Origin of the sequence: Pseudomonas sp. WC1, assembly GCF_050586565.1 — a bacterium.
GTDB lineage: Bacteria > Pseudomonadota > Gammaproteobacteria > Pseudomonadales > Pseudomonadaceae > Aquipseudomonas.
Map to the genome: position 1 here is coordinate 16606 of NZ_JBOBDQ010000029.1, position 18506 is coordinate 35111.

Below are 18506 nucleotides of genomic sequence, written 5' to 3' on the forward strand. Positions count from 1 at the left end.
ACCATTCGTGATTTGCAGGCAAAAGAATTTTGCCCAGCCCTGGCTGTTTCCCGGGTGCCCGGTTGCCTAACCTGCCGGCAACTTCACTTACAGGGCTGACCCTCCCATGAAAAAGATTCTCCTGCTCAATGGCGGCAAACGCTTCGCCCACTCCGATGGCCGTCTCAACCAGACCCTGCACGATGCCGCACTGGCCCATCTGGACCGCGCCGGTTTCGATGTGCGGGAAACCTTCATCGACGGCGGTTACGACGTCCAGGCCGAGGTGGAGAAATTCCTCTGGGCGGACGTGGTGATCTACCAGATGCCGGGTTGGTGGATGGGCGCGCCATGGACCGTGAAGAAGTACATCGACGATGTGTTCACCGCCGGCCACGGCAGCCTGTACGCCAATGATGGCCGTACCCGCTCCGACGCCTCGCAGAAGTACGGCAGCGGTGGCCTGGTGCAGGGCAAGCAATACATGCTGTCGCTGACCTGGAACGCGCCGCAGCAGGCGTTCGATGACCCCAGCGATTTCTTCGAGGGCAAGGGCGTGGACGCGGTGTACTTCCCGTTCCACAAGGCCAACCAGTTCCTCGGCATGACGGGCCTGCCGACCTACCTGGCCGTCGATGTGATGAAGCGGCCGGATGTGCCGGCGGCGCTGGCGGCTTATGAGCAGCATCTGGACCAGGTGTTTGGCAAGGCTCAATGACAGCGCGGCTCCAACTGTCTTGTTGTTCCTGCACGGGCCTCTCGCCGGCAAGCCGGCTCCCACAAGATGGCGCATGGCTCAAGGCTGAAGCGCACGGTGTGGGAGCCGGCTTGCCGGCGAAAGGGGCGCGTAGCGGCCCCTTGCGCGGTTGCTGCCCAACCGCTATGAATCACGGCATCCACCTGCCAAGGCCATCCGCGTGAAAACCCGATCCGAAGAACTCCAGGTATTCGTCGCCGTCATCGACAGCGGCTCGATCTCCGCCGCCGCGGAGCAGATCGGCCAGACGCCCTCCGCTGTCAGCCGCACCCTGTCGCGCCTGGAGGGCAAACTCGGCACCACGCTGGTCAACCGCACCACGCGGCGCATGGACCTGACCGAGGAAGGGCGTTTCTTCCTGGAGCGCGCCCGGGCGATCCTCGAGCAGATGGACGACATGGAAGAGCGCCTGTCGCTGAACCGCCAGACCCCGACCGGGCGCCTGCGCATCAACGCCGCCGCGCCGTTCATGCTGCACGCGATCCTGCCGTGGATCGGCGAGTTCCGCCAGCAGTACCCCGGCATCGAGCTGGAATTGAACACCGACGACCTGATCATCGACCTGCTGGAGCAAAGCACCGACGTGGCCATCCGCATCGGCGAACTGGCCGACTCCAGCCTGCACGCCCGTTCGCTCGGCTGCAGCCCGGTGCAGGTGCTTGCCAGCCCCGACTACCTGGCCCGGCACGGCACGCCGCAGCGGGTCGAGGACCTCGAGGCCCATTGCCTGCTTGGCTTCAGTTCCCTCGAATCGCTCAACCAATGGCCACTGCGCCATGCCCAGGGCGACCGCTGGGCAATCCGCCCGCAGCTGGTCGCCTCGAGCGGCGAAACCCTGCGCCAGCTGGCCATTGCCGGCGAGGGCATCGTCAGCCTGTCGCACTTCATGACCCACGAGGACATCCGCGCCGGCCGCCTGAACGTGATCCTGGCCGAGCACAACAATGGCTATCGCCAGCCGATCCATGCGGTCTACTACCGCAACACCCAGCTGGCCCTGCGCATCCAGTGCTTTCTCGATTTCATCCAGAAAAAGCTGGCCGTCTACGCCTGCTGAGTTGCCTGAACGCGACAGGGTCTGCCCGTTGGCGGCGCGAAACGACCGGGGTGTTTGCTTAGTTACAGGGCTTCGGCCTTAATGACTGATCAACAAAAACAACACCAAGGAAGTGCGCATGCGTATTGTCATGTTCCAGCCCCTGGCCCTCGGGGCCGCGATCCTGAGCTGCTCCTCTGCCTTCGCCGTGACGCTGGAAGGCGGCGCGGTGGCCGCGCCTGATCAATATGGCGCACAGGTGGCCGCCGACATCCTCAAGAAGGGCGGCAACGCGGTGGACGCCGCCGTCGCCACCGCCTTCACCCTGGCCGTGACCTACCCCGAGGCCGGCAACATCGGCGGCGGTGGCTTCATGACCCTGTTCGTCGACGGCAAGCCTTACTTCCTCGACTACCGCGAAGTGGCGCCCAAGGCCGCGACCAAGACCATGTACCTGGACGACAAGGGCGAGGTGATCGAGAACCTCAGCCTGGTCGGCGTGCGCGCCGCCGGTGTGCCGGGCACGGTGATGGGGTTGTGGGAGGCGCACCAGAAGTTCGGCAAGCTCGAGTGGAGCGAGCTGCTGACCCCGGCCATCGGCTATGCGAAGAACGGTTTCAAGATTGCCCAGAAGCAATACCAGTACCGTGACGACGCCCAGGGCCTGTTCAAGACCGCGACCAATTTCAACGACTATTTCGGCAGCATGAAGGTCGGCGAGCTGTTCAAGCAGCCAGAGCTGGCGCAGACCCTCGAGCGCATTGCCGACAAGGGCGTCAGCGAGTTCTACCAGGGCAAGACCGCCGACTTGCTGGTGGCGCAGATGCAGGCCGACAAGGGCTTGATCAGCAAGGACGACCTCAAGGACTACAAGGCCGTGTGGCGTGACCCGATCGCCATCAGCTGGCGCGGCAACGTGGTCTACACCGCGCCGCCGCCAAGCTCCGGCGGCGTCGCCCTGGCCCAGCTGCTGGGCATCAAGGAAGACCGCGCGGCGGACTTCAAGGGCGTCGAGCACAACTCGGCCAAGTACATCCACCTGCTGGCCGAGATCGAGAAGCGCGTGTTCGCCGACCGCGCCGACTATCTCGGCGATCCGGCCTTCACCAAGGTCCCGGTCGACCAGCTGGTGGCCAAGGATTACCTGGCCAAGCGTGCCGCCCAGGTCAACCCGAACGCGATTTCCGCAACCGACCAGGTCAAGCCGGGGCTGGAGCCGCACCAGACCACGCACTTCTCCATCGTCGACAAACAAGGCAACGCGGTGAGCAACACCTACACCCTCAACCTCGACTACGGCAGCGGCGTGGTGGTCAAGGGCGCAGGCTTCCTGCTCAACGACGAGATGGACGACTTCAGCGCCAAGCCGGGCGCGGCCAACGCCTTTGGCGTGGTCGGCGGCGACGCCAATGCCATCGCGCCGGGCAAGCGCATGCTCTCGTCGATGAGCCCGAGCCTGGTGGCGCGTGACGGCAAGGTGGTGCTGGTGCTGGGCACCCCGGGCGGTTCGCGGATCTTCACCTCGATCTTCCAGGTGATGAACAACCTGTACGACTTCGGCATGCCGCTGGAGAAGGCCGTGGCGGCGCAGCGCGTGCATCACCAGTTGCTGCCCAAGGACACCATCTACTTCGACAGCTATGCGCCGCTCAAGGGGCAGGTGGCTGATGACCTGAGGAAGATGGGCTACGTGCTGGAGGACCAGGGCTGGGAGATGGGCGACATCCAGGCGATCCGGGTGACCGGCGAGAAGCTGGAGACGGCGTCTGATCCGCGTGGGCGTGGTGTGGGGATGATCGTCAAGTAACAGCAGTCGGGGCTGCTGTGCAGCCCATCGCCGGCAAGCCGGCTTCCACAGGGATAGCGCTTGACTTGAAGGCAGCGCGGTCGGTGTGGGAGCCGGCTTGTCGTGGCGACGAACCGCGGCGATGGGCCGCGCAGCGGCCCCGTTGTTACCTATGTCAGACGCGGAACTGGCTGACCAGGGTCTGCAGGTGGCCACCCAGGCGCGCCAGCTCGACGCTGGAGGCGGCGGTCTCGTCGCTGGCCGCGGCGGTCTGTTCCGACACGTCGCGCACGTTGAGGATGCTGCGGCTGATCTCTTCGGCCACGGCGCTCTGCTGCTCGGCGGCGGCGGCGATCTGCTGGTTCATCGACTGGATGTTCGACACCGTACGGGTGATGCTCTCCAGCGAACCACCGGCCTTGCGTGCCAGCTCGACACTGCTGTCGGTCAGGTTGCGGCTGCCGTTCATCACCTCGGCGACCTGCTGGGTGCCGTGCTGCAGGCTGGCGATCAGGCCTTCGATTTCCTCGGTGGACTGCTGGGTGCGCTGGGCCAGGCCACGCACCTCGTCGGCGACCACGGCGAAACCACGCCCGGCCTCGCCGGCACGGGCCGCCTCGATGGCGGCGTTGAGCGCCAGCAGGTTGGTCTGCTCGGCGACCGACTTGATCACGTCCATGACGCTGCCGATCTTCTGGCTTTCCTGCTGCAGCAGGGTCATGGCCTCGGTGGAACGGTGCACTTCGTGGGCCAGGCGCTCGATCTGGCTGATCGCTTCACCCACTACCTTGTCGCCAACACGGGCTTCGTCGTCGGCGTTGGTCGCGGCATGGGAGGCTTGTTCGGCGTTGCGCGCGACTTCCTGCACGGTGGCGGCCATTTCGTGCATGGCGGTGGCCACCTGGTCGGTCTCGACCTTCTGGCTGTTGGCGCCGGCGCTGGTCTGCTCGGTCACCGCCGACAGCTCCTCGGCGGCGCTGGCGATCTGGGTCACGCCGTCGCGGATGCCGGTGATCAGGTCACGCAGGGTGGTGCCCATGCGTGCGATGCCTTGCTGCAGGGCACCCAGTTCGTCGCGGCGGGTGACGCGCAGTTGCTGGGTGAGGTCGCCGCTGGCGATGCGGTTGACCACGTCCATGGTCTCGCGCAGCGGGCGGGTGATCTGGCGGGTGATGATGAACGCGGCGAGCACGCCGACCAGCAGCGCCAGCAGGGTGGCGGAAGTCTGCAGGCTGCGGGCCTGGACGCTTTCGGCGTCACGGCGCTCGATCTGGATCTTGTACAGCTCGTCGCTGCGCTTGACGATGTCGGCGCCCTGCACGGTCATTTCAGCACGGGCCACGCCAATGGCGGCAGTGGCGTCGCGGAACTGACGCACGGCGTCGCGGTAGGCGAGCACGGCGCTTTCGAATTGCTGGATGCGTGAGGCTTCGGCCGGCAGCTGGCGCTTGAGGCTGTCGATTTCGTTGAGGGCGTTTTCCAGCTGGCGCAGGGCGGCCTGCTCGGCTTCGCTGGTCAGGTCGGCGATGTAGCTGCGCACGTCCAGGCGCACTTGCACCAGCTGCTGCTTGGCCTTGCTGATCAGCAGGTACTGGGCCAGGCGGCTGGCGTCGCTTTCGCTGCTGGACAGCACGGTGCTGCTGATTGCCTCGATGGCGTCATTGGCGCGGGCCGCGGCCTGGTTCATCGACTCACGGGCGGCGAGGGTGGTCTTGTAGCCCTGGCGCATCTTTTCCAGCGAAACCCGGTATTCGCTGATGCTCTGGCCCTGCTCGCGCAGCAGCTTGAGGTTTTCGGGGCTCTTGAAGGTGTTGACCAGGTGCTGCTGCTGGCTGCCGAAGGCGTCGAGCTTGGCCTGGACGTTGGCCGCCGAGGCGTCGTCGCCGTTGGTCAGCATCCACTGCAGACGGGCCACGCGCAGGTTGGTCAGGTCACTGTTGAGCTGGGTGATGTCGCTCATCCAGTTGCTGCGGTCGATAAGGCTGCCCAGGCTGTTCCAGCCGGTCAGGGCCAGCAGGCCGGTCAGGACCAGGACCAGGCCGAAGCCCAGGCCGAGTTTGAGGTTGACGCTGATATTGGCGAACCAACTGTTCATGCACGCTCTCCCAGAGAATGATTTCGCTCACTTGATCTCAAAAGCTGGGCGTTGTTGTTGTCAGATAGCCCGCAGATTTGTGTAGGACTTATCGGCAAAGAGGGGAGAAGCTGAAACGCTTTTTCAGCAAATTTGTAACTTGTTGAATACGTTTATGTTTTTGACGTTGTCATTCGCGGGTGAGCCGGCTCCACGGCAGGAGCCGGCTCGCCGCCGATGGCGATTTCAGAGGCTACGCGCGCTGAACGTGTCGCACTGGTTCAGGTCGCCGCTGGAAAACCCGGCCTTGAACCAGCGCACGCGCTGCTGCGAGGTGCCATGGGTGAACGAGTCGGGCACCACGCGGCCCTGGCCCTGCTGTTGCAGCCGATCGTCACCGATGGCGTTGGCGGCATTCAATGCCTCCTCGACGTCTCCCGGCTCCAGCCAGTTCAGGCGTTTCTGCGCCTGGTAGGCCCAGACCCCGGCCAGGCAGTCGGCCTGCAGCTCCTGGCGCACCAGCAGGCCATTGTCGCCTTCCATGCGCTGGCCATTGCGCCGTGCGGCGTCGACCTTGGCCGAGACGCCGAGCAGGGTTTGCACGTGGTGGCCGATCTCGTGGGCGATGACATAGGCCTGGGCGAAGTCGCCGGCGGCTTTGAAGCGGGTTTCCATTTCGCGGAAGAAGGTCATGTCCAGGTACACGCGCTGGTCGCCGGGGCAATAGAACGGCCCGACCGCCGAGGAGGCGAAGCCGCAGGCGGAGTTGACCTGGCCGCTGAACAGCACCAGCTTGGGGTCGCGGTACTGTTTGCCGGCCTGGGCGAACAGCGCCTTCCAGGTGTCCTCGGTGTCGCCGAGGACCGAGGCGACGAACTCGGCCTGCTCGTCGTTGGCCGGCGGTGCCTTGCCGTCGACGTTGGCCGGGGCGGTCTGTTGCTGTTCCATCTGCCCGGCCAGCTGGCCGAGGATCTGCAGCGGGTCTTGCCCGGTGAGCCAGCCAATGCCCACGATCAGCAGGATGGCGCCGAGCCCAAGGCCCTTGCCGCCGCCGAAACGCATGCCGCCGCCACCCCCTGCGCCGCGGGCATCGACCACGTTGTCGCTGCGTCGGCCTTTTCGCCATTCCATGTAGAGCTCTCCGGTTGCTGAAACATGAAGTTCAAGATTAGTTCAGCGCTGACCGAGGTGTATCCCCCGTCGCTTATGCATAACCAAATGGTTATGCCTGGGACCGCTGAATTCAATATTCATCCCTTCGCACCTGCCGGAAACTGCAAGTCCGCCTGCCACGCCCAGGCGTTCGATAATTCCAAGAGAGGAAACCGGCATGCCCGCCCAGGACACCAGCCGCTTCGTGATCCGTGATCGCAACTGGCACCCCAAGGCCTTCACCCCCGACTACAAGACCTCGGTGGCGCGCTCCCCGCGCCAGGCGCTGGTCAGCATCCCGCAGTCGATCAGCGAAAGCACCGGCCCGGACTTTTCCCACCTGCGCTTCGGCGAGCACGACCATGACCTGCTGCTCAACTTCAACCAGGGTGGCCTGCCCATCGGCGAGCGCATCATCGTTGCCGGGCGGGTGGTCGACCAGTACGGCAAGCCGGTGCCCAACACCCTGGTGGAAATGTGGCAGGCCAATGCCGGTGGCCGTTACCGGCACAAGAACGACCGCTACCTGGCACCGCTGGACCCGAACTTCGGCGGTGTCGGCCGCTGCCTGACCGACCGCGACGGCTACTACAGTTTCCGCACCATCAAGCCCGGCCCGTACCCCTGGCGCAACGGCCCCAACGACTGGCGCCCGGCGCATATCCATTTCTCCATCAGCGGCCCGTCGATCGCCACCAAGCTGATCACCCAGTTGTACTTCGAGGGCGACCCGCTGATCCCGCTGTGCCCGATCGTCAAGTCGATCGCCAACCCGGACGCCGTCGAACGGCTGATCGCCAGGCTCGACATGAGCCATGCCAACCCTATGGATTGCCTGGCCTACCGCTTTGACATCGTCCTGCGCGGCCAGCGCCAGACCCACTTCGAAAACCGCTGAGGAGGCCCGTCATGCCTATCGAACTGCTGCCGGAAACCCCTTCGCAGACTGCCGGCCCCTATGTGCACATCGGCCTTGCCCTGGAGGCGGCCGGCAACCCGACCCGTGACCAGGAAATCTGGAACTGCCTGGCCCGGCCCGATGCCCCGGGCGAGCATATCCTGCTGATCGGCCAGGTGTACGACGGCAATGGCCACCTGGTGCGCGACTCGTTCCTGGAGGTGTGGCAGGCCGACGCCGAGGGGCGCTACCAGGACGAGTACCACCTCGAGAACGCCTTCAACAGCTTCGGGCGCACCGCCACCACCTTCGATGCCGGCGAATGGACCCTGCACACGGTCAAGCCGGGGGTGGTGAACAACGCCGCAGGCGTGCCGATGGCCCCGCACATCAACATCAGCCTGTTTGCCCGGGGCATCAACATCCACCTGCATACCCGGCTGTACTTCGATGACGAAGCCGAGGCGAACGCCAGCTGTCCGGTGCTGAACCTGATCGAGCAGCCGCAGCGGCGCGAGACCTTGATCGCCCGGCGCTGTGAAGTGGACGGCAAGACGGCGTATCGCTTCGACATCCGTATCCAGGGCGAGGGGGAGACGGTGTTCTTCGACTTCTGACGCCCCGGTCGGCAAGCCCGGCAACACTGGCCGGGCTTGCCGCTTGTACTAATGAGTTACGACTAGTCCTTTCGTGTCGCATCGCTGCGCGCGTCGTCAAACCACTGAAATTCTGGTTGTTTTCCCGCCCTCATTGCCCCTGCCACAGGTACTAACACCAAGTTGTGAGCTACCCGATTCGGCGCCGTGCGCTTTCACTGCTGTTGTGAGCAAAACAATCAGCAGCAGCGGGAGTCCTTCCATGAACACTCAAGCGTGGATCAAGGCGGCAACGGCGCTGACGATGGCCGTGAGTCTGGGCCTTGCCGGTTGCAGCAGCGGCGGCGGCGGGCATCACAGCGAGGTCGATGGTTCGTCGTCCGATGGCGGCGCGGGGGCCGGAGCCGGTGGCGGCGGGGGCGATGGTACGGGCGGCAGTGGTGGAGGCGGTAGCGGTGGCACCACGACCCCGGGTGATGGCAGCGCCGGTACCGGTGGCGGCGGTGGCACTGGCGGCGGCAGCACCCCTGGTGGCGGTGATGGTGGCACGGGCGGTGGTACCACACCCACTGCGCTGGTCACCGGCCAGGTGGTCGACCAGTTGGGCAACACCGTCTCCGGGGTCGGTGACGGCGTGAGCAATCTCGGCCAGGTGATCGGTTCGCTGCCCGTTGCCGGCAGTACCTCGCTGACCGGTGGCGTGGGGACGCTGGTGTCTTCCGCCGGCAACGCCGTGAACAGCGTCGGAGGCGGCTTGAGCGAGGGCCTGGGGCAACTGGGTACCGGCAACAATGCCGTGGGCACCACGGTGGGCGTGGTCGGTGCGGCCACCGCCGACCTGGGCGGCGGTGTCTCCGGCCTTGGCCAGGGCGTGGCCGGGCTGGCCAGCAGCGGGCCGGTCGAGCAGGTGCCGGTGGTCAACCAACTGGTTGCCGGGGCCGGTCAAGGCGTCGACCGGGTCGGCCAGGCTGTGACCATGCTCGGTGACACCCTGTCGCCGGTCGGCACCAGCGGCCCGCTCGCCGGGGCGACCCAAGGCGTGAGCGATGCCTTGGTGCCGGTGGTCTCGCTGGTGGAAAACACGGCGGCCAATGCCACGCGGCAGACCGGGCTCGCCGGTCCGCTGAACCAGGCGCTGAACCAGACTGGTGGTGCCCTGAACCAGGCCGGCCAGCAACTGGCGGGTAACGGCAACCCGTTGAGCAGCACGCTCGGGCAGGCGGTGGCCAATACCGGCACCGCGGTCAGCACGGCGAGCGGGCTGGCCCCTGTTACCGGCGGCCCACGCAGCGGCCTGCTGGAAACCGTCGGCGGCGTGGTGGCCGGTGCCGGCAGTGGGCTGACGGCAAGCACCGCCAGCCCGACCGTGAGCGGTATCGGCGGCACTTCGGTGCAGGCGGGCAATACCGTCGCCAGCCTGGGCACGGTGCTCGGTGGCAACGGCTTGGCCAACAGTGCTGCCGGGGCGCCGGTCGCGGCGCTGACCCAACAGGTGGGCAGCGGCCTCAACCCGGTGGTCGCCGGTGTATCCAGCGTGACTCAGCAAGTCGGCGCCAGTACCGGCGTCGGCGCACCCGTGGCGGGGTTGCTGAACCAGGTCGGCGGCGCGGTGGGTTCTGCCGGTACGCAACTGGCCGGTGCCACAGGCAGCCCCGTCGTCAGCCAGGTCGGTGCGACAGTGACCGCAGTCGGGGCCACGCTCGGCCAGGCGGGCACCTTGGTCAATGGCGGCGGCACACCGGTCAGTGGTCTTGGTGGCGCGCTGAGTGGTGTGTCAGGGGCTCTGGCAGGCGGGCAGCGCTGATGCCACGGGCTACGCTCAAGGTGAGTGAGACCGACCGGCGCGCCGTTCGCCGGTCGGTCATCCAGCCATCCGTGGATCATGGAGTGTCCGAATGCGCCGATTGCTGCTGACGATGCTGGGGCTGTCCGCAGCCTGCCTGGCCCGGGGCGAACCCCTGCCGAGTTTCCTCAACAGCAACGAGACCGAACGTCGCCTGCCCACGCCCAACCTGCCGGTGGATGCCTACCGTCCCGACCAGCCCGGCTTGCGTGTGCCCAGCGTGGACACTTCGCGGCAACCACCGTTGCTGATGAATACCCGGGTGGCGGTGCGCAAGGTGCGTTTCGAAGGCGGCACTGTTTACCCCCTGAGCGATCTGCGCGAGCATTTCCAGCCGGTGATCGGGCGCGAGGTCACGCTCGCCGAGCTGATCGAGACCACCCGCCGCCTCACCCAACGCTACCAGCAGGACGGCTACCTGCTGTCATACGCCTACCTGCCACCCCAGGACTTCGCCGATGGCCGGGTGCGCGTGGTGCTGGTGGAAGGCTACATCCACGACTATCAGATCGAGGGTGATATCGGCGCGGCGCGGGCCTATCTGGAGCAACTGCTGGACCGGCTCAAAGCCGAGCGTCCGCTGACCCGCGAAAGCTTCGAGCGTTATACCAGCCTGGCCGGGCGCATCCCCGGGGTGACGTTCCAGGCCCAGGTGCCGCCCCCGGCGACCACCGACGGCGCGACCCGCCTGCTCGCCCAGGTCTCGCGCAAACCCATCACCACCACCCTGAGCCTCAACGACGGCAGCCGCGACGACCTGCAGGCGCTGCTGGGCGCCAGCAGCAACGCGCAGACCCGCTTCGCCGAACAATTGAGCGCCAGCGTGCTGGTACCGCCCGGCGAGGACAAGGAGCATTACTACCGCCTCGACTACAGCCAGTTCCTCGATGCCGAAGGCTCGAAGCTGCTGTTGTCGGCTTCGCGCTATCGCAGCGACCCCAAGGCGCGCATCCGTCTGGACAACGGCATCGACCTGACCCAGCACCGCGAGAACGAACGCTACTCGGTGGGCATCAGCCAATCGCTGATCGCCTCGCCCAGTGAATGGCTGGAGGTGGTCGGGCGCTTCTACGTGGTCAACGACCGCATCGATTACCAGGTGGTGGGCTTCCCCCTGCGCCTGGACAGCGAGACCGACATCCGCGCGCTGTCCTTCGAAGGCGACTGGCGCAAGGCCGAGGCGCGCCGCCTGCGGATTATCAGTGCCGGTGTCTACCAGGGGTTGGATCGCCTTGGCGCCAACACCAATGCCGACTACGACCTGGACTTCCTGCGCCTGCGGGTCTCGGGCGTGCAGAGCGACAACTTCAGCGACAACTGGCAGGGCGTGGCATCGGCAGCGGCCTACTGGAGCAACGACAGCCTGCCCGACAGCGAGCGGGCAGTGTTCGGCGGGCAGAACTTCGGGCGCGGCTACCCCAGCGACCAGGGCTCCGGTGACAAGGGATGGGGGCTGGCCTACGAGCTCAACTACAGTTTCCGGCGCGACACTGGCTGGCTCAAGGTCGTGCAGCCCTACGTGGCGCTCGACACCGCGCGGGCCTGGTTCAACGCGCTGGACGTGCGCGACTCGAAGATGTCGTCGGCGGCGCTGGGGCTGCGCTTTGGCGATATGCGCTACTACAACATCGCGGTGGAGGTGGCCAAGCCGATGTCGGACATGGCGCTGGACAGCTTCAACCGGCGGCCACGGCTGAACCTGAGTTTCAGTTATCAATTGTAAGGGGGAGCTGTGGCCCCCCATCGCCGGCAAGCCGGCTCCCACACTGACCGCGCACCGTCTCAGGTCGAGCGCTTTCCTTGTGGGAGCCGGCTTGCCGGCGATGCGCCGCGTCAGCGGTGCCTTCTGTAAGGGCGTTGTACGGTGCCAAGTCCGGCGTTATTTCACCGCCTGCATCAACGGCTTGGGAAACAGATTCTCCAGCGTCTCGAGCAGGCGGGCGTGATAGATCGGCTTGCGGAACAGGTCGAGTACCTGCAGCCGCAGCAGGTCGCTGACATCGTCCATGTCGGCATGCCCGGACATGACGATCACCGGCAAATGCTGGCGCGCGGTATGTTCGCGCAGGCGCTGGACCAGGCCCAGGCCACTTTCCTCGGGCATGCGCAGGTCGGTGATCACCAGGGCGACATCGGGGTGGCGGGTCAGCTGTTGCAGGGCGGACCTGACCGAAGTGGCGGTGTGACAACAGAAACCTTCGTTTTCCAGCAGCTCGGCCAGCTCCAGCAAGGCCTCCTCCTCGTCGTCCACCAGCAGGATCTGTTGACGCAAGGAAGAGGTCGGCATGCTTGGCTCCGGGCGGTTGGACTACACGTCTCGCTGGCGCGGTGCGGTCACTGGGTGATCGCGGTCTGGATCTTGGTCATGATCTCCGACACTTCGGTGGAGATGGGGGTGACGAAGCCGGCCAGTACCACGGCGACCATGGCCGCGATGACCGCGTATTCGATACCGGAGGCGCCGTCCTTGCGCTGGAGGAAGGTCTTCACGTGGAGGAGGATCTGTTGCAGCAGCATGGCACGTCTCCTTGCGCTCGATGGGCGCCGGTCGGAGGGGCTTGATAAGTGATACCCCTTTGCCATCAGAGCATCGCCAAGCCGTGGCGGCCTGCAAATGTAAAAAAGCATTAATCCAAAAGTATTGATTGGAATTGGCGGCGCTAAGTTTTTGTTTTGTCGGTGCGTCAATTTCGTGGCTCGAAAAAACCAGTACAGGTAATGGCGAAAGATTGCGCCTCAGCTACCGTCCAATAGCGAAATAGTTACTTTTTGCCATCATTGGTCCCGGGCGTAAGGGAGAGCGCAGATGAGCAGTCGCCTGACCATGATCCTCGCCGGCCTGTTCCTGCTCGCGGCCTTGCTCGCGGGGTACTGGGGTCTGCGCCTTAGCCGTCCGCCCGAGCCTGCGCCGGCACCTCTCACCCCACCCGGCGAGGCCGCCATCCCGGCCGCTGTCGTACCCGCCGCGCCCCCGGAACCCCCACGCTCGCCCATCGTGGTCCTGCGCAGGGCGGTCGCGGCCAACACCCCCGTGAGCGAGGAGGATGTGCTCCTCGAACGTCTGCAGGTGGTGCCGGCCGGTGCTTTCCAGCAACTGGACCAGGTGCTCGGGCGCAGCAGTGCCCGCCCACTTGCTGCGGGCAGTTGGCTCGACGAGTCGAGTTTCCAGGCTGGCGGCCCCCTGGCGCGGATGATTCGCCCCCACGAACGGGCGGTCGCGGTGGCCATCGACGATGTGATAGGTGCCGCCGGGCAACTGCGCCCAGGCGATTATGTCGACGTGCTGCTGTTCCTGCGTGAAGAAAACAACAACCCGCAATCCTCCGCCCAGGTCGTGCTGCCGGCCTTGCGCGTGCTGAGCGTCGACCAGCAGACGGGCCTGGCCAACGATGGGCGTCCGGCCCAGAGCGCCGAAGAGCAGAAGGCCCGCCGCGACCAGCAGTCCATTGCCAGCAACCCTGTGCGCACCGTGGGCCTGGCTGTGCCCGAGGCCCTGGCCAGCCGGCTGATGCTGGCGGCCCAGGCCGGGACCCTGCGCCTGGCGGTGCGCAGTGCCGACGAGCCGCTGCTGGCCGGGTATTGGTCCGGCCAGGATGCCAGCCCGCAGCTGGAAACGGCCAACCGCAACCTCTACCGCTTCAGCCAGCTGTCCCAGGTGCCCCTGGCCAGCCAGGCGGCGGCCGCGGCGGCTGGCGCGCCGACCATGCAGATCATCCGCGGCGCGCAGAACGGCGACAACAACAAGACTCCCTGAACCGGCAAGGATGCGATCCATGCGTAGTTCTTTGCGTGTTACTCCACGAGGCAACTGGCTGGCCCCGGCGCTGCTGGCCCTGGCCTTGCTCGCACCGACGGCGCAGGCGGCCGCGACGGGTTGCGCGGCCTTCGGCCAACTGCCCTCGGTCATCGAGATGGATCAGGGCCTGCAGCAGGAGCTGCGCCTGCCGGTGGCCATCACCCGGGCGGCGGTCGGCGAGCCCAAGGTGGCCGATGTGCAGCCCAGCGGCGAGCGGGCCGTGCTGCTCACGGCGGTGGGGCAGGGCACCACCAGCCTGATGCTGTGGACCGACTGCGCCGCCCAGCCGCACCGCGCCATGCTGTTCGTCAAGGGCCGGGCCAGCGCCGACATGGCAGAGGCCGCGCAACTGCCCACGGCCCAGGAGGACCTGCCCGTGCAGGTGCAGGCCGATATCCGCTTCGTCGAAGTGCGCCGCCTGAAGTACAAGGAGGCCGGCGCTAGGTTGTTCTTCAAGGGCTCGAACAACAGCCTGATCGGCTCGCCCAATACCGTGCCCAACACCGTGGTGCGCCCCGGCTACGTGCCGGGCGTCGCCACCGGCACCAACCCGGTGACCTACGCCGATGTGCGGCCCGGCATCCCGCTCGACAACGACGTCTTCAACATCGTCTGGGGCGGCGGCAGCAGCCGCTTCCTGGCGATGATCAACGCTCTGGAGAACAGCGGCTTCGCCTACACCCTGGCCCGCCCCAGCCTGACCGTGCTCAGCGGCCTGACCGCGAGCTTCCTGGCCGGCGGCGAGATCCCCATCCCGGTGCCCAGCAGCGGCAGCGACAACGTGTCCATCGAGTACAAGGAGTTCGGCGTGCGCCTGGCGCTGACCCCGACCGTGGTCAGCCGCAACCGCATCACCCTCAAGGTGGCGCCCGAGGTCAGCGAGCTCGACTACAACAACGCGGTGGTCATCGCCGGTACCCAGGTGCCGGGCCTGAGCGTGCGCCGCACCGACACCAGCATTTCGCTGGCCGATGGCGAGAGCTTCATCATCAGCGGGCTGATCAGCAGCAACGTGCGCTCGGCCGTGGACAAGATGCCGGGCCTGGGCAACCTGCCGATCATCGGCGCGTTCTTCCGCCAGTCGGCGCTCAACCGCGAAGAGACCGAGCTGCTGATGATCGTCACCCCGCACCTGGTCCAGCCGTTGGCCGCCAATGCGCGCCTGCCGGAGCTGCCGGGCGAGGCGCTGCGCACCTACGACCCCAGCTGGGGCCGCCTGTTCTTCATGGAAAACGGCAATTTCGAAGGCCGTGGCGGGTTGTCCCAATGAGCGAAAGCCTGAACCAGACCTACCTGGCCCTGACCCGCAACGACGAAGACCTGCACTGGCTGCAGGGCGCGTTGGCACCGCTGGGGCAGGTGATCGGCGCCAGCAGTCCGAACCTCGACGAGTTGCTGGCGCTGGTCGACATGACCTTCAGCAACCTGGTGTTCATCGGCCTGGACCGCGAACAGCTGATCGGCCAGTGCGCGTTGATCGAAGGCCTGCTGGAGGCCAAGCCGATGCTGGCCATCGTCGCCCTCGGCGACGGCATGGACAACCAGCTGGTGCTGCACGCCATGCGCGCCGGCGCCCGCGACTTTGTCGCCTACGGCTCGCGCGCCAGCGAGGTGGCGGGGCTGGTGCGGCGCCTGGGCAAGCGCTTGCCGACGGCCACCAGCAACCCCAGCCTGGGCGGCCTCACCGTGCTCTACGGCGCCCAGCGCGGCGCCGACGGCGCGCTGCTCACCACCCACCTGGCGCGGGTGGTGCAGGAGAGCGGGCAGCAGACCCTGCTGCTCGACCTCGGCCTGCCCCGTGGCGACAGCCTGGCCTTGCTCGGCCTGGAGGCGTCGTTCCATTTCGGCGATGCCCTGCGCCACCTGCGCCGGCTCGACGCCACCCTGATCGACAGCGCCTTCACCCGCGACAAGGGTGGCCTGCGCATCCTCGCCTATGCCGATAACGACGAGGCCCTGCAACAGTCCAGCGCCGCCGAGCTGCACATGCTCCTCGGCGCCCTGCGCCAGCACTTCCAGCACATCGTCGTGAACCTCACCGGGCAGGCCGACAGCGAGGCGCTGCGGACCCTCGTCAGCCACTGCGACAAGCTGATCGTCTACACCGACCAGAACATCCTCGACTGCCGGCGCAACCTGGATGTGCTCGAGCAGTGGCGCGACCGTGGCATCAAGCTCGAGCACGCCAGCCTGCTGGTGGACCGCTACCTGCGCCAGGTGGCGCCGGATGCCGAGGCCCTGGCCAAGCGCTACGGGCTGCCCTTGCTCAAGGTCATGCCCTACAGCCCGGAAGTGCGCCTGAACGCCAAGAACCAGGGCCTGAGCCTGTTCGAACTGGCCCCGCGTGAAAGCCTTACCCAGGCCCTGCGCGGGCTTGGCGAGCGCCTGGCGCGGCGCTCGGAAAACCTGGCGCCGCCGGGCCAGAGCTGGCTGCGCCGGCTGTGGGGCAACCGATGATCAGCGAAGAACCCTTTGGCGGGCCCCGACACGGGGCCAGTGACCCGCAGGCGCTCAAGCGCGCCTTGCACCGGCACGTGATCGATGCCATCGAGGACAGCGGCCGCAACCTGCTGGAGGGCGCGCGGCCGGTGCTGGCGCAGTTCGTCCTCGAGCAGGTGGGTGACTATGTGGCGCGTCTGCGCCTGGCCCTGTCGCGCTACGAGATGGAGCGCCTGGCCGAGGAGATCGTCGACGAGCTCACCGGTTATGGTCCGCTGGAGGTGCTGCTGCGCGACCCGAGCGTGACCGAGATCCTGGTCAACGGCCCGTACCGGGTGTTCGTCGAGCGCTCTGGCCTGCTGCAGCAGACCGACCTGCGCTTCATCGACGCGCACCATGTCGAGCGGGTGATGCAGCGCATCCTCGCGCCCCTGGGGCGGCGCCTGGACGAGTCGTCGCCAATGGTCGATGCGCGCATGCCCGACGGCAGCCGGGTCAACGCGATCATTCCGCCGGTGGCCCTGGACGGGCCGTGCCTGTCGATCCGCAAGTTTCGCCAGGACATGCTCAAGAGCGCCGACCTGCTGGCCACCCGGGCCATCGACCAGCCCATCTACGACTTTCTCGAACGCGCCGTGGGCCGGCGTTGCAACATCCTGGTCAGTGGCGGCACCGGCACCGGCAAGACCACCCTGCTCAATATCCTCAGCCAGATGATCGCGCCCCAGGAGCGCCTGGTGACCATCGAGGACGTGGCCGAACTGCAGCTGCACCACCCCCATGTGGTACGCCTGGAAACCCGCCCGCCGAATGCCGAGGGCCACGGCGAGATCAAGGCCAGCGAGCTGATCCGCAATGCCCTGCGCATGCGCCCCGACCGCATCATCCTCGGCGAGATCCGCGGCGCCGAGGTGCTTGATGTGATGACCGCGATGAACACCGGCCATGACGGTTCGATGAGCACGGTGCACGCCAACACCGCCCAGGACGCCTTGCTGCGCCTGGAGACCCTGGTCGGCCTGACCGGCCGGCAGATTGCCGAGAAGACTCTGCGGCAGATGATCTGCGCCGCGCTGGACGTGGTGATCCAGCTGACCCGCCTGGCCGATGGCCGGCGCTGCGTCAGCGAGGTGCTGGAGGTGGTCGGGGTGCGTGACGATGTGTATGTCACCAACACCTTGTTCCGCCTGGACCGGCGCAGTGGCGAAGGCTTTCTGCGCGAGGCGCCGAACCCCGCCGGCGGCAAGCTGCGCCACGAAGGGGTGCTGTGATGGGGCCGCTGCTGCTGGCCCTGTCGCCCCTGTGCCTGGGCATGGCCTTGCTGCTGTGGCGCCTGGGCCTGTACAAGCGCGGCGAAGAGCGCATCCTCGACCGCATGGGTCGGGCCTACCGCGCCGTGCGCAGCGGCACGGCCCGGCGTGACTGGCTCGACCCGCTGTTGCAGCGGGCGGGGCTTGTCCATGCCGATTTCTCCCCACGGCCCTGGTTGCTGGGTTGGCTGGCGCTGACCGTACTGGCCGGCGTGCTGGCCGGCTGGGTGACGGCGCTGATGGTGCTGGCCGGCCTGCCTCTGCTCGGCCACCTGTACCTGAGTTGGCGCTGCCGGCGGCGCCTGCAGCAGATCGTCCAGCAGTTGCCCGGCCTGCTCGACTACAGCGTGCGAAGCCTCAAGGCCGGGCGCACCCTCAACGAGGCGGTGCTCGGCGGCGTCGACAGCACCCGCGAGCCGTTGCGCTCGGCGATGCTGCGGGTGCGGCGCAACGTGCAGCTCGGTGTGCCGCTGGAAGATGCCGTCAGCGAGTTCGCCGAACTCTACGGTCAGGCCGAACTGCGCATGTTCGCCCTGGGGCTGCGCATCAACCAGCGCCACGGCGGCAACGCCAGCGAACTGATGGAGAACCTGATCAAGCTGATCCGCGAACACGAGCAGGGCGACCGGCAACTGCGCGCCATGACCGGCGAGACCCGCATCACCGCGTGGATCCTCGGCGCGCTGCCGCTGGTGATGGTCGGCTACTTCCTGTTCGCTAACCCCACCTACCTGCTGGCCATGTGGCGCGACGCCAGCGGCCAGATGATGCTGCTATTCGCCTTTGTCATGCAGGCGGTCGGCTGTCTGGTGCTGTGGCGCATGATGAGGAGCCTGTGAC

The 18506-nt window shown here is 66.7% G+C and carries 16 protein-coding genes and 1 pseudogene; 12 read left to right on the plus strand and 5 right to left on the minus strand.

Annotated features, from left to right (window positions below):
- Positions 1-106: 106 nt before the first annotated feature.
- From ACQ4OD_RS14700 to ggt, 3 genes are all read left to right on the plus strand, one after another.
- Positions 107-697: an NAD(P)H-dependent oxidoreductase gene (locus ACQ4OD_RS14700; RefSeq protein WP_046854124.1), complete on the plus strand. Its 591-nt coding sequence runs from the start codon at positions 107-109 to the stop codon at positions 695-697.
- Between the two features lie 199 nt (positions 698-896).
- Complete coding sequence (locus tag ACQ4OD_RS14705; protein ID WP_046854125.1) at positions 897-1793, plus strand: LysR family transcriptional regulator; 897 nt, start codon at positions 897-899, stop codon at positions 1791-1793.
- Between the two features lie 118 nt (positions 1794-1911).
- Positions 1912-3579, plus strand: a complete 1668-nt coding sequence (ggt, locus tag ACQ4OD_RS14710; RefSeq protein WP_430944502.1) for a gamma-glutamyltransferase — start codon at positions 1912-1914, stop codon at positions 3577-3579.
- 154 nt (positions 3580-3733) lie between these two features.
- Here the strand turns inward: ggt and ACQ4OD_RS14715 are convergent, their stop codons facing one another.
- The 3 genes and pseudogenes from ACQ4OD_RS14715 to ypfJ all read right to left on the minus strand — a co-directional run bounded on the left by ACQ4OD_RS14715 (position 3734) and on the right by ypfJ (position 6763).
- A complete protein-coding gene (locus tag ACQ4OD_RS14715; protein WP_371041621.1) occupies positions 3734-4597 on the minus strand; it encodes a methyl-accepting chemotaxis protein in 864 nt (287 codons plus the stop codon).
- A gap of 39 nt (positions 4598-4636) precedes the next feature.
- A pseudogene (locus ACQ4OD_RS14720) lies at positions 4637-5518 on the minus strand (methyl-accepting chemotaxis protein); the annotation flags it as partial.
- A gap of 360 nt (positions 5519-5878) precedes the next feature.
- Positions 5879-6763 (minus strand): KPN_02809 family neutral zinc metallopeptidase, encoded by an 885-nt coding sequence (gene ypfJ / locus ACQ4OD_RS14725; protein ID WP_111533347.1) that lies wholly within the window; start codon positions 6761-6763, stop codon positions 5879-5881.
- Between the two features lie 199 nt (positions 6764-6962).
- On the opposite strand from ypfJ, the gene pcaH reads away from it, so the two are divergent.
- From pcaH to ACQ4OD_RS14745, 4 genes are all read left to right on the plus strand, one after another.
- Positions 6963-7682, plus strand: a complete 720-nt coding sequence (gene pcaH, locus ACQ4OD_RS14730; RefSeq protein ID WP_094012489.1) for a protocatechuate 3,4-dioxygenase subunit beta — start codon at positions 6963-6965, stop codon at positions 7680-7682.
- Between the two features lie 11 nt (positions 7683-7693).
- The gene (pcaG, locus tag ACQ4OD_RS14735; protein WP_102684466.1) at positions 7694-8299 is read left to right on the plus strand and encodes a protocatechuate 3,4-dioxygenase subunit alpha; all 606 of its coding nucleotides are present in this window, start codon (positions 7694-7696) and stop codon (positions 8297-8299) included.
- A 241-nt stretch (positions 8300-8540) separates the two neighbouring features.
- Entirely contained in the window at positions 8541-10082 is a 1542-nt protein-coding gene (locus ACQ4OD_RS14740; protein ID WP_430944503.1) for a collagen-like triple helix repeat-containing protein, read from the plus strand.
- 91 nt (positions 10083-10173) lie between these two features.
- Positions 10174-11844: a ShlB/FhaC/HecB family hemolysin secretion/activation protein gene (locus ACQ4OD_RS14745; RefSeq protein WP_111533354.1), complete on the plus strand. Its 1671-nt coding sequence runs from the start codon at positions 10174-10176 to the stop codon at positions 11842-11844.
- A 156-nt stretch (positions 11845-12000) separates the two neighbouring features.
- On the opposite strand, the gene ACQ4OD_RS14750 is transcribed toward ACQ4OD_RS14745, so the two are convergent.
- Both ACQ4OD_RS14750 and ACQ4OD_RS14755 read right to left on the minus strand, forming a co-directional pair.
- Positions 12001-12408, minus strand: a complete 408-nt coding sequence (locus tag ACQ4OD_RS14750) for a response regulator (RefSeq protein ID WP_046854132.1) — start codon at positions 12406-12408, stop codon at positions 12001-12003.
- A gap of 47 nt (positions 12409-12455) precedes the next feature.
- The gene (locus ACQ4OD_RS14755) at positions 12456-12638 is read right to left on the minus strand and encodes a Flp family type IVb pilin (protein WP_111533356.1); all 183 of its coding nucleotides are present in this window, start codon (positions 12636-12638) and stop codon (positions 12456-12458) included.
- Positions 12639-12927: 289 nt separating this feature from the next.
- Here ACQ4OD_RS14755 and cpaB point away from each other — a divergent pair, with 289 nt between their 5' ends.
- The 5 genes from cpaB to ACQ4OD_RS14780 are packed head-to-tail and all read left to right on the plus strand — an operon-like array spanning position 12928 to position 18505.
- Positions 12928-13875 carry a Flp pilus assembly protein CpaB gene (gene cpaB, locus ACQ4OD_RS14760; RefSeq protein ID WP_430944504.1) on the plus strand — a complete coding sequence of 316 codons (948 nt, stop codon included), beginning with the start codon at positions 12928-12930 and terminating at the stop codon, positions 13873-13875.
- Between the two features lie 19 nt (positions 13876-13894).
- Positions 13895-15187, plus strand: a complete 1293-nt coding sequence (locus tag ACQ4OD_RS14765) for a type II and III secretion system protein family protein (protein ID WP_139668429.1) — start codon at positions 13895-13897, stop codon at positions 15185-15187.
- Entirely contained in the window at positions 15184-16374 is a 1191-nt protein-coding gene (locus ACQ4OD_RS14770; RefSeq protein ID WP_102684810.1) for a pilus assembly protein, read from the plus strand. The genes ACQ4OD_RS14765 and ACQ4OD_RS14770 overlap by 4 nt, the downstream gene beginning before the upstream one ends.
- Positions 16371-17627: a CpaF family protein gene (locus tag ACQ4OD_RS14775; RefSeq protein WP_139668431.1), complete on the plus strand. Its 1257-nt coding sequence runs from the start codon at positions 16371-16373 to the stop codon at positions 17625-17627. Before ACQ4OD_RS14770 ends, ACQ4OD_RS14775 begins: the two co-directional genes overlap by 4 nt.
- Positions 17624-18505, plus strand: coding sequence for a type II secretion system F family protein (locus ACQ4OD_RS14780; protein WP_430944505.1), 882 nt, complete (start codon positions 17624-17626; stop codon positions 18503-18505). The genes ACQ4OD_RS14775 and ACQ4OD_RS14780 overlap by 4 nt, the downstream gene beginning before the upstream one ends.
- The last annotated feature ends 1 nt before the right edge of the window (position 18506 follow it).

What these genes read in the sequence shown, in the direction of transcription:
- pcaH (WP_094012489.1), top strand. Translation starts at nt 6,963, where the DNA reads ATGCCCGCCCAGGACACCAGCCGCTTCGTGATCCGTGATCGCAACTGG.
- ACQ4OD_RS14770 (WP_102684810.1), top strand. Translation starts at nt 15,184, where the DNA reads ATGAGCGAAAGCCTGAACCAGACCTACCTGGCCCTGACCCGCAACGAC.
- ypfJ (WP_111533347.1), bottom strand. Translation starts at nt 6,763, where the DNA reads ATGGAATGGCGAAAAGGCCGACGCAGCGACAACGTGGTCGATGCCCGC.
- ACQ4OD_RS14745 (WP_111533354.1), top strand. Translation starts at nt 10,174, where the DNA reads ATGCGCCGATTGCTGCTGACGATGCTGGGGCTGTCCGCAGCCTGCCTG.
- ACQ4OD_RS14700 (WP_046854124.1), top strand. Translation starts at nt 107, where the DNA reads ATGAAAAAGATTCTCCTGCTCAATGGCGGCAAACGCTTCGCCCACTCC.
- ACQ4OD_RS14775 (WP_139668431.1), top strand. Translation starts at nt 16,371, where the DNA reads ATGATCAGCGAAGAACCCTTTGGCGGGCCCCGACACGGGGCCAGTGAC.
- ACQ4OD_RS14755 (WP_111533356.1), bottom strand. Translation starts at nt 12,638, where the DNA reads ATGCTGCTGCAACAGATCCTCCTCCACGTGAAGACCTTCCTCCAGCGC.
- ACQ4OD_RS14765 (WP_139668429.1), top strand. Translation starts at nt 13,895, where the DNA reads ATGCGTAGTTCTTTGCGTGTTACTCCACGAGGCAACTGGCTGGCCCCG.
- cpaB (WP_430944504.1), top strand. Translation starts at nt 12,928, where the DNA reads ATGAGCAGTCGCCTGACCATGATCCTCGCCGGCCTGTTCCTGCTCGCG.
- pcaG (WP_102684466.1), top strand. Translation starts at nt 7,694, where the DNA reads ATGCCTATCGAACTGCTGCCGGAAACCCCTTCGCAGACTGCCGGCCCC.
- ggt (WP_430944502.1), top strand. Translation starts at nt 1,912, where the DNA reads ATGCGTATTGTCATGTTCCAGCCCCTGGCCCTCGGGGCCGCGATCCTG.
- ACQ4OD_RS14715 (WP_371041621.1), bottom strand. Translation starts at nt 4,597, where the DNA reads ATGGGCACCACCCTGCGTGACCTGATCACCGGCATCCGCGACGGCGTG.
- ACQ4OD_RS14740 (WP_430944503.1), top strand. Translation starts at nt 8,541, where the DNA reads ATGAACACTCAAGCGTGGATCAAGGCGGCAACGGCGCTGACGATGGCC.
- ACQ4OD_RS14750 (WP_046854132.1), bottom strand. Translation starts at nt 12,408, where the DNA reads ATGCCGACCTCTTCCTTGCGTCAACAGATCCTGCTGGTGGACGACGAG.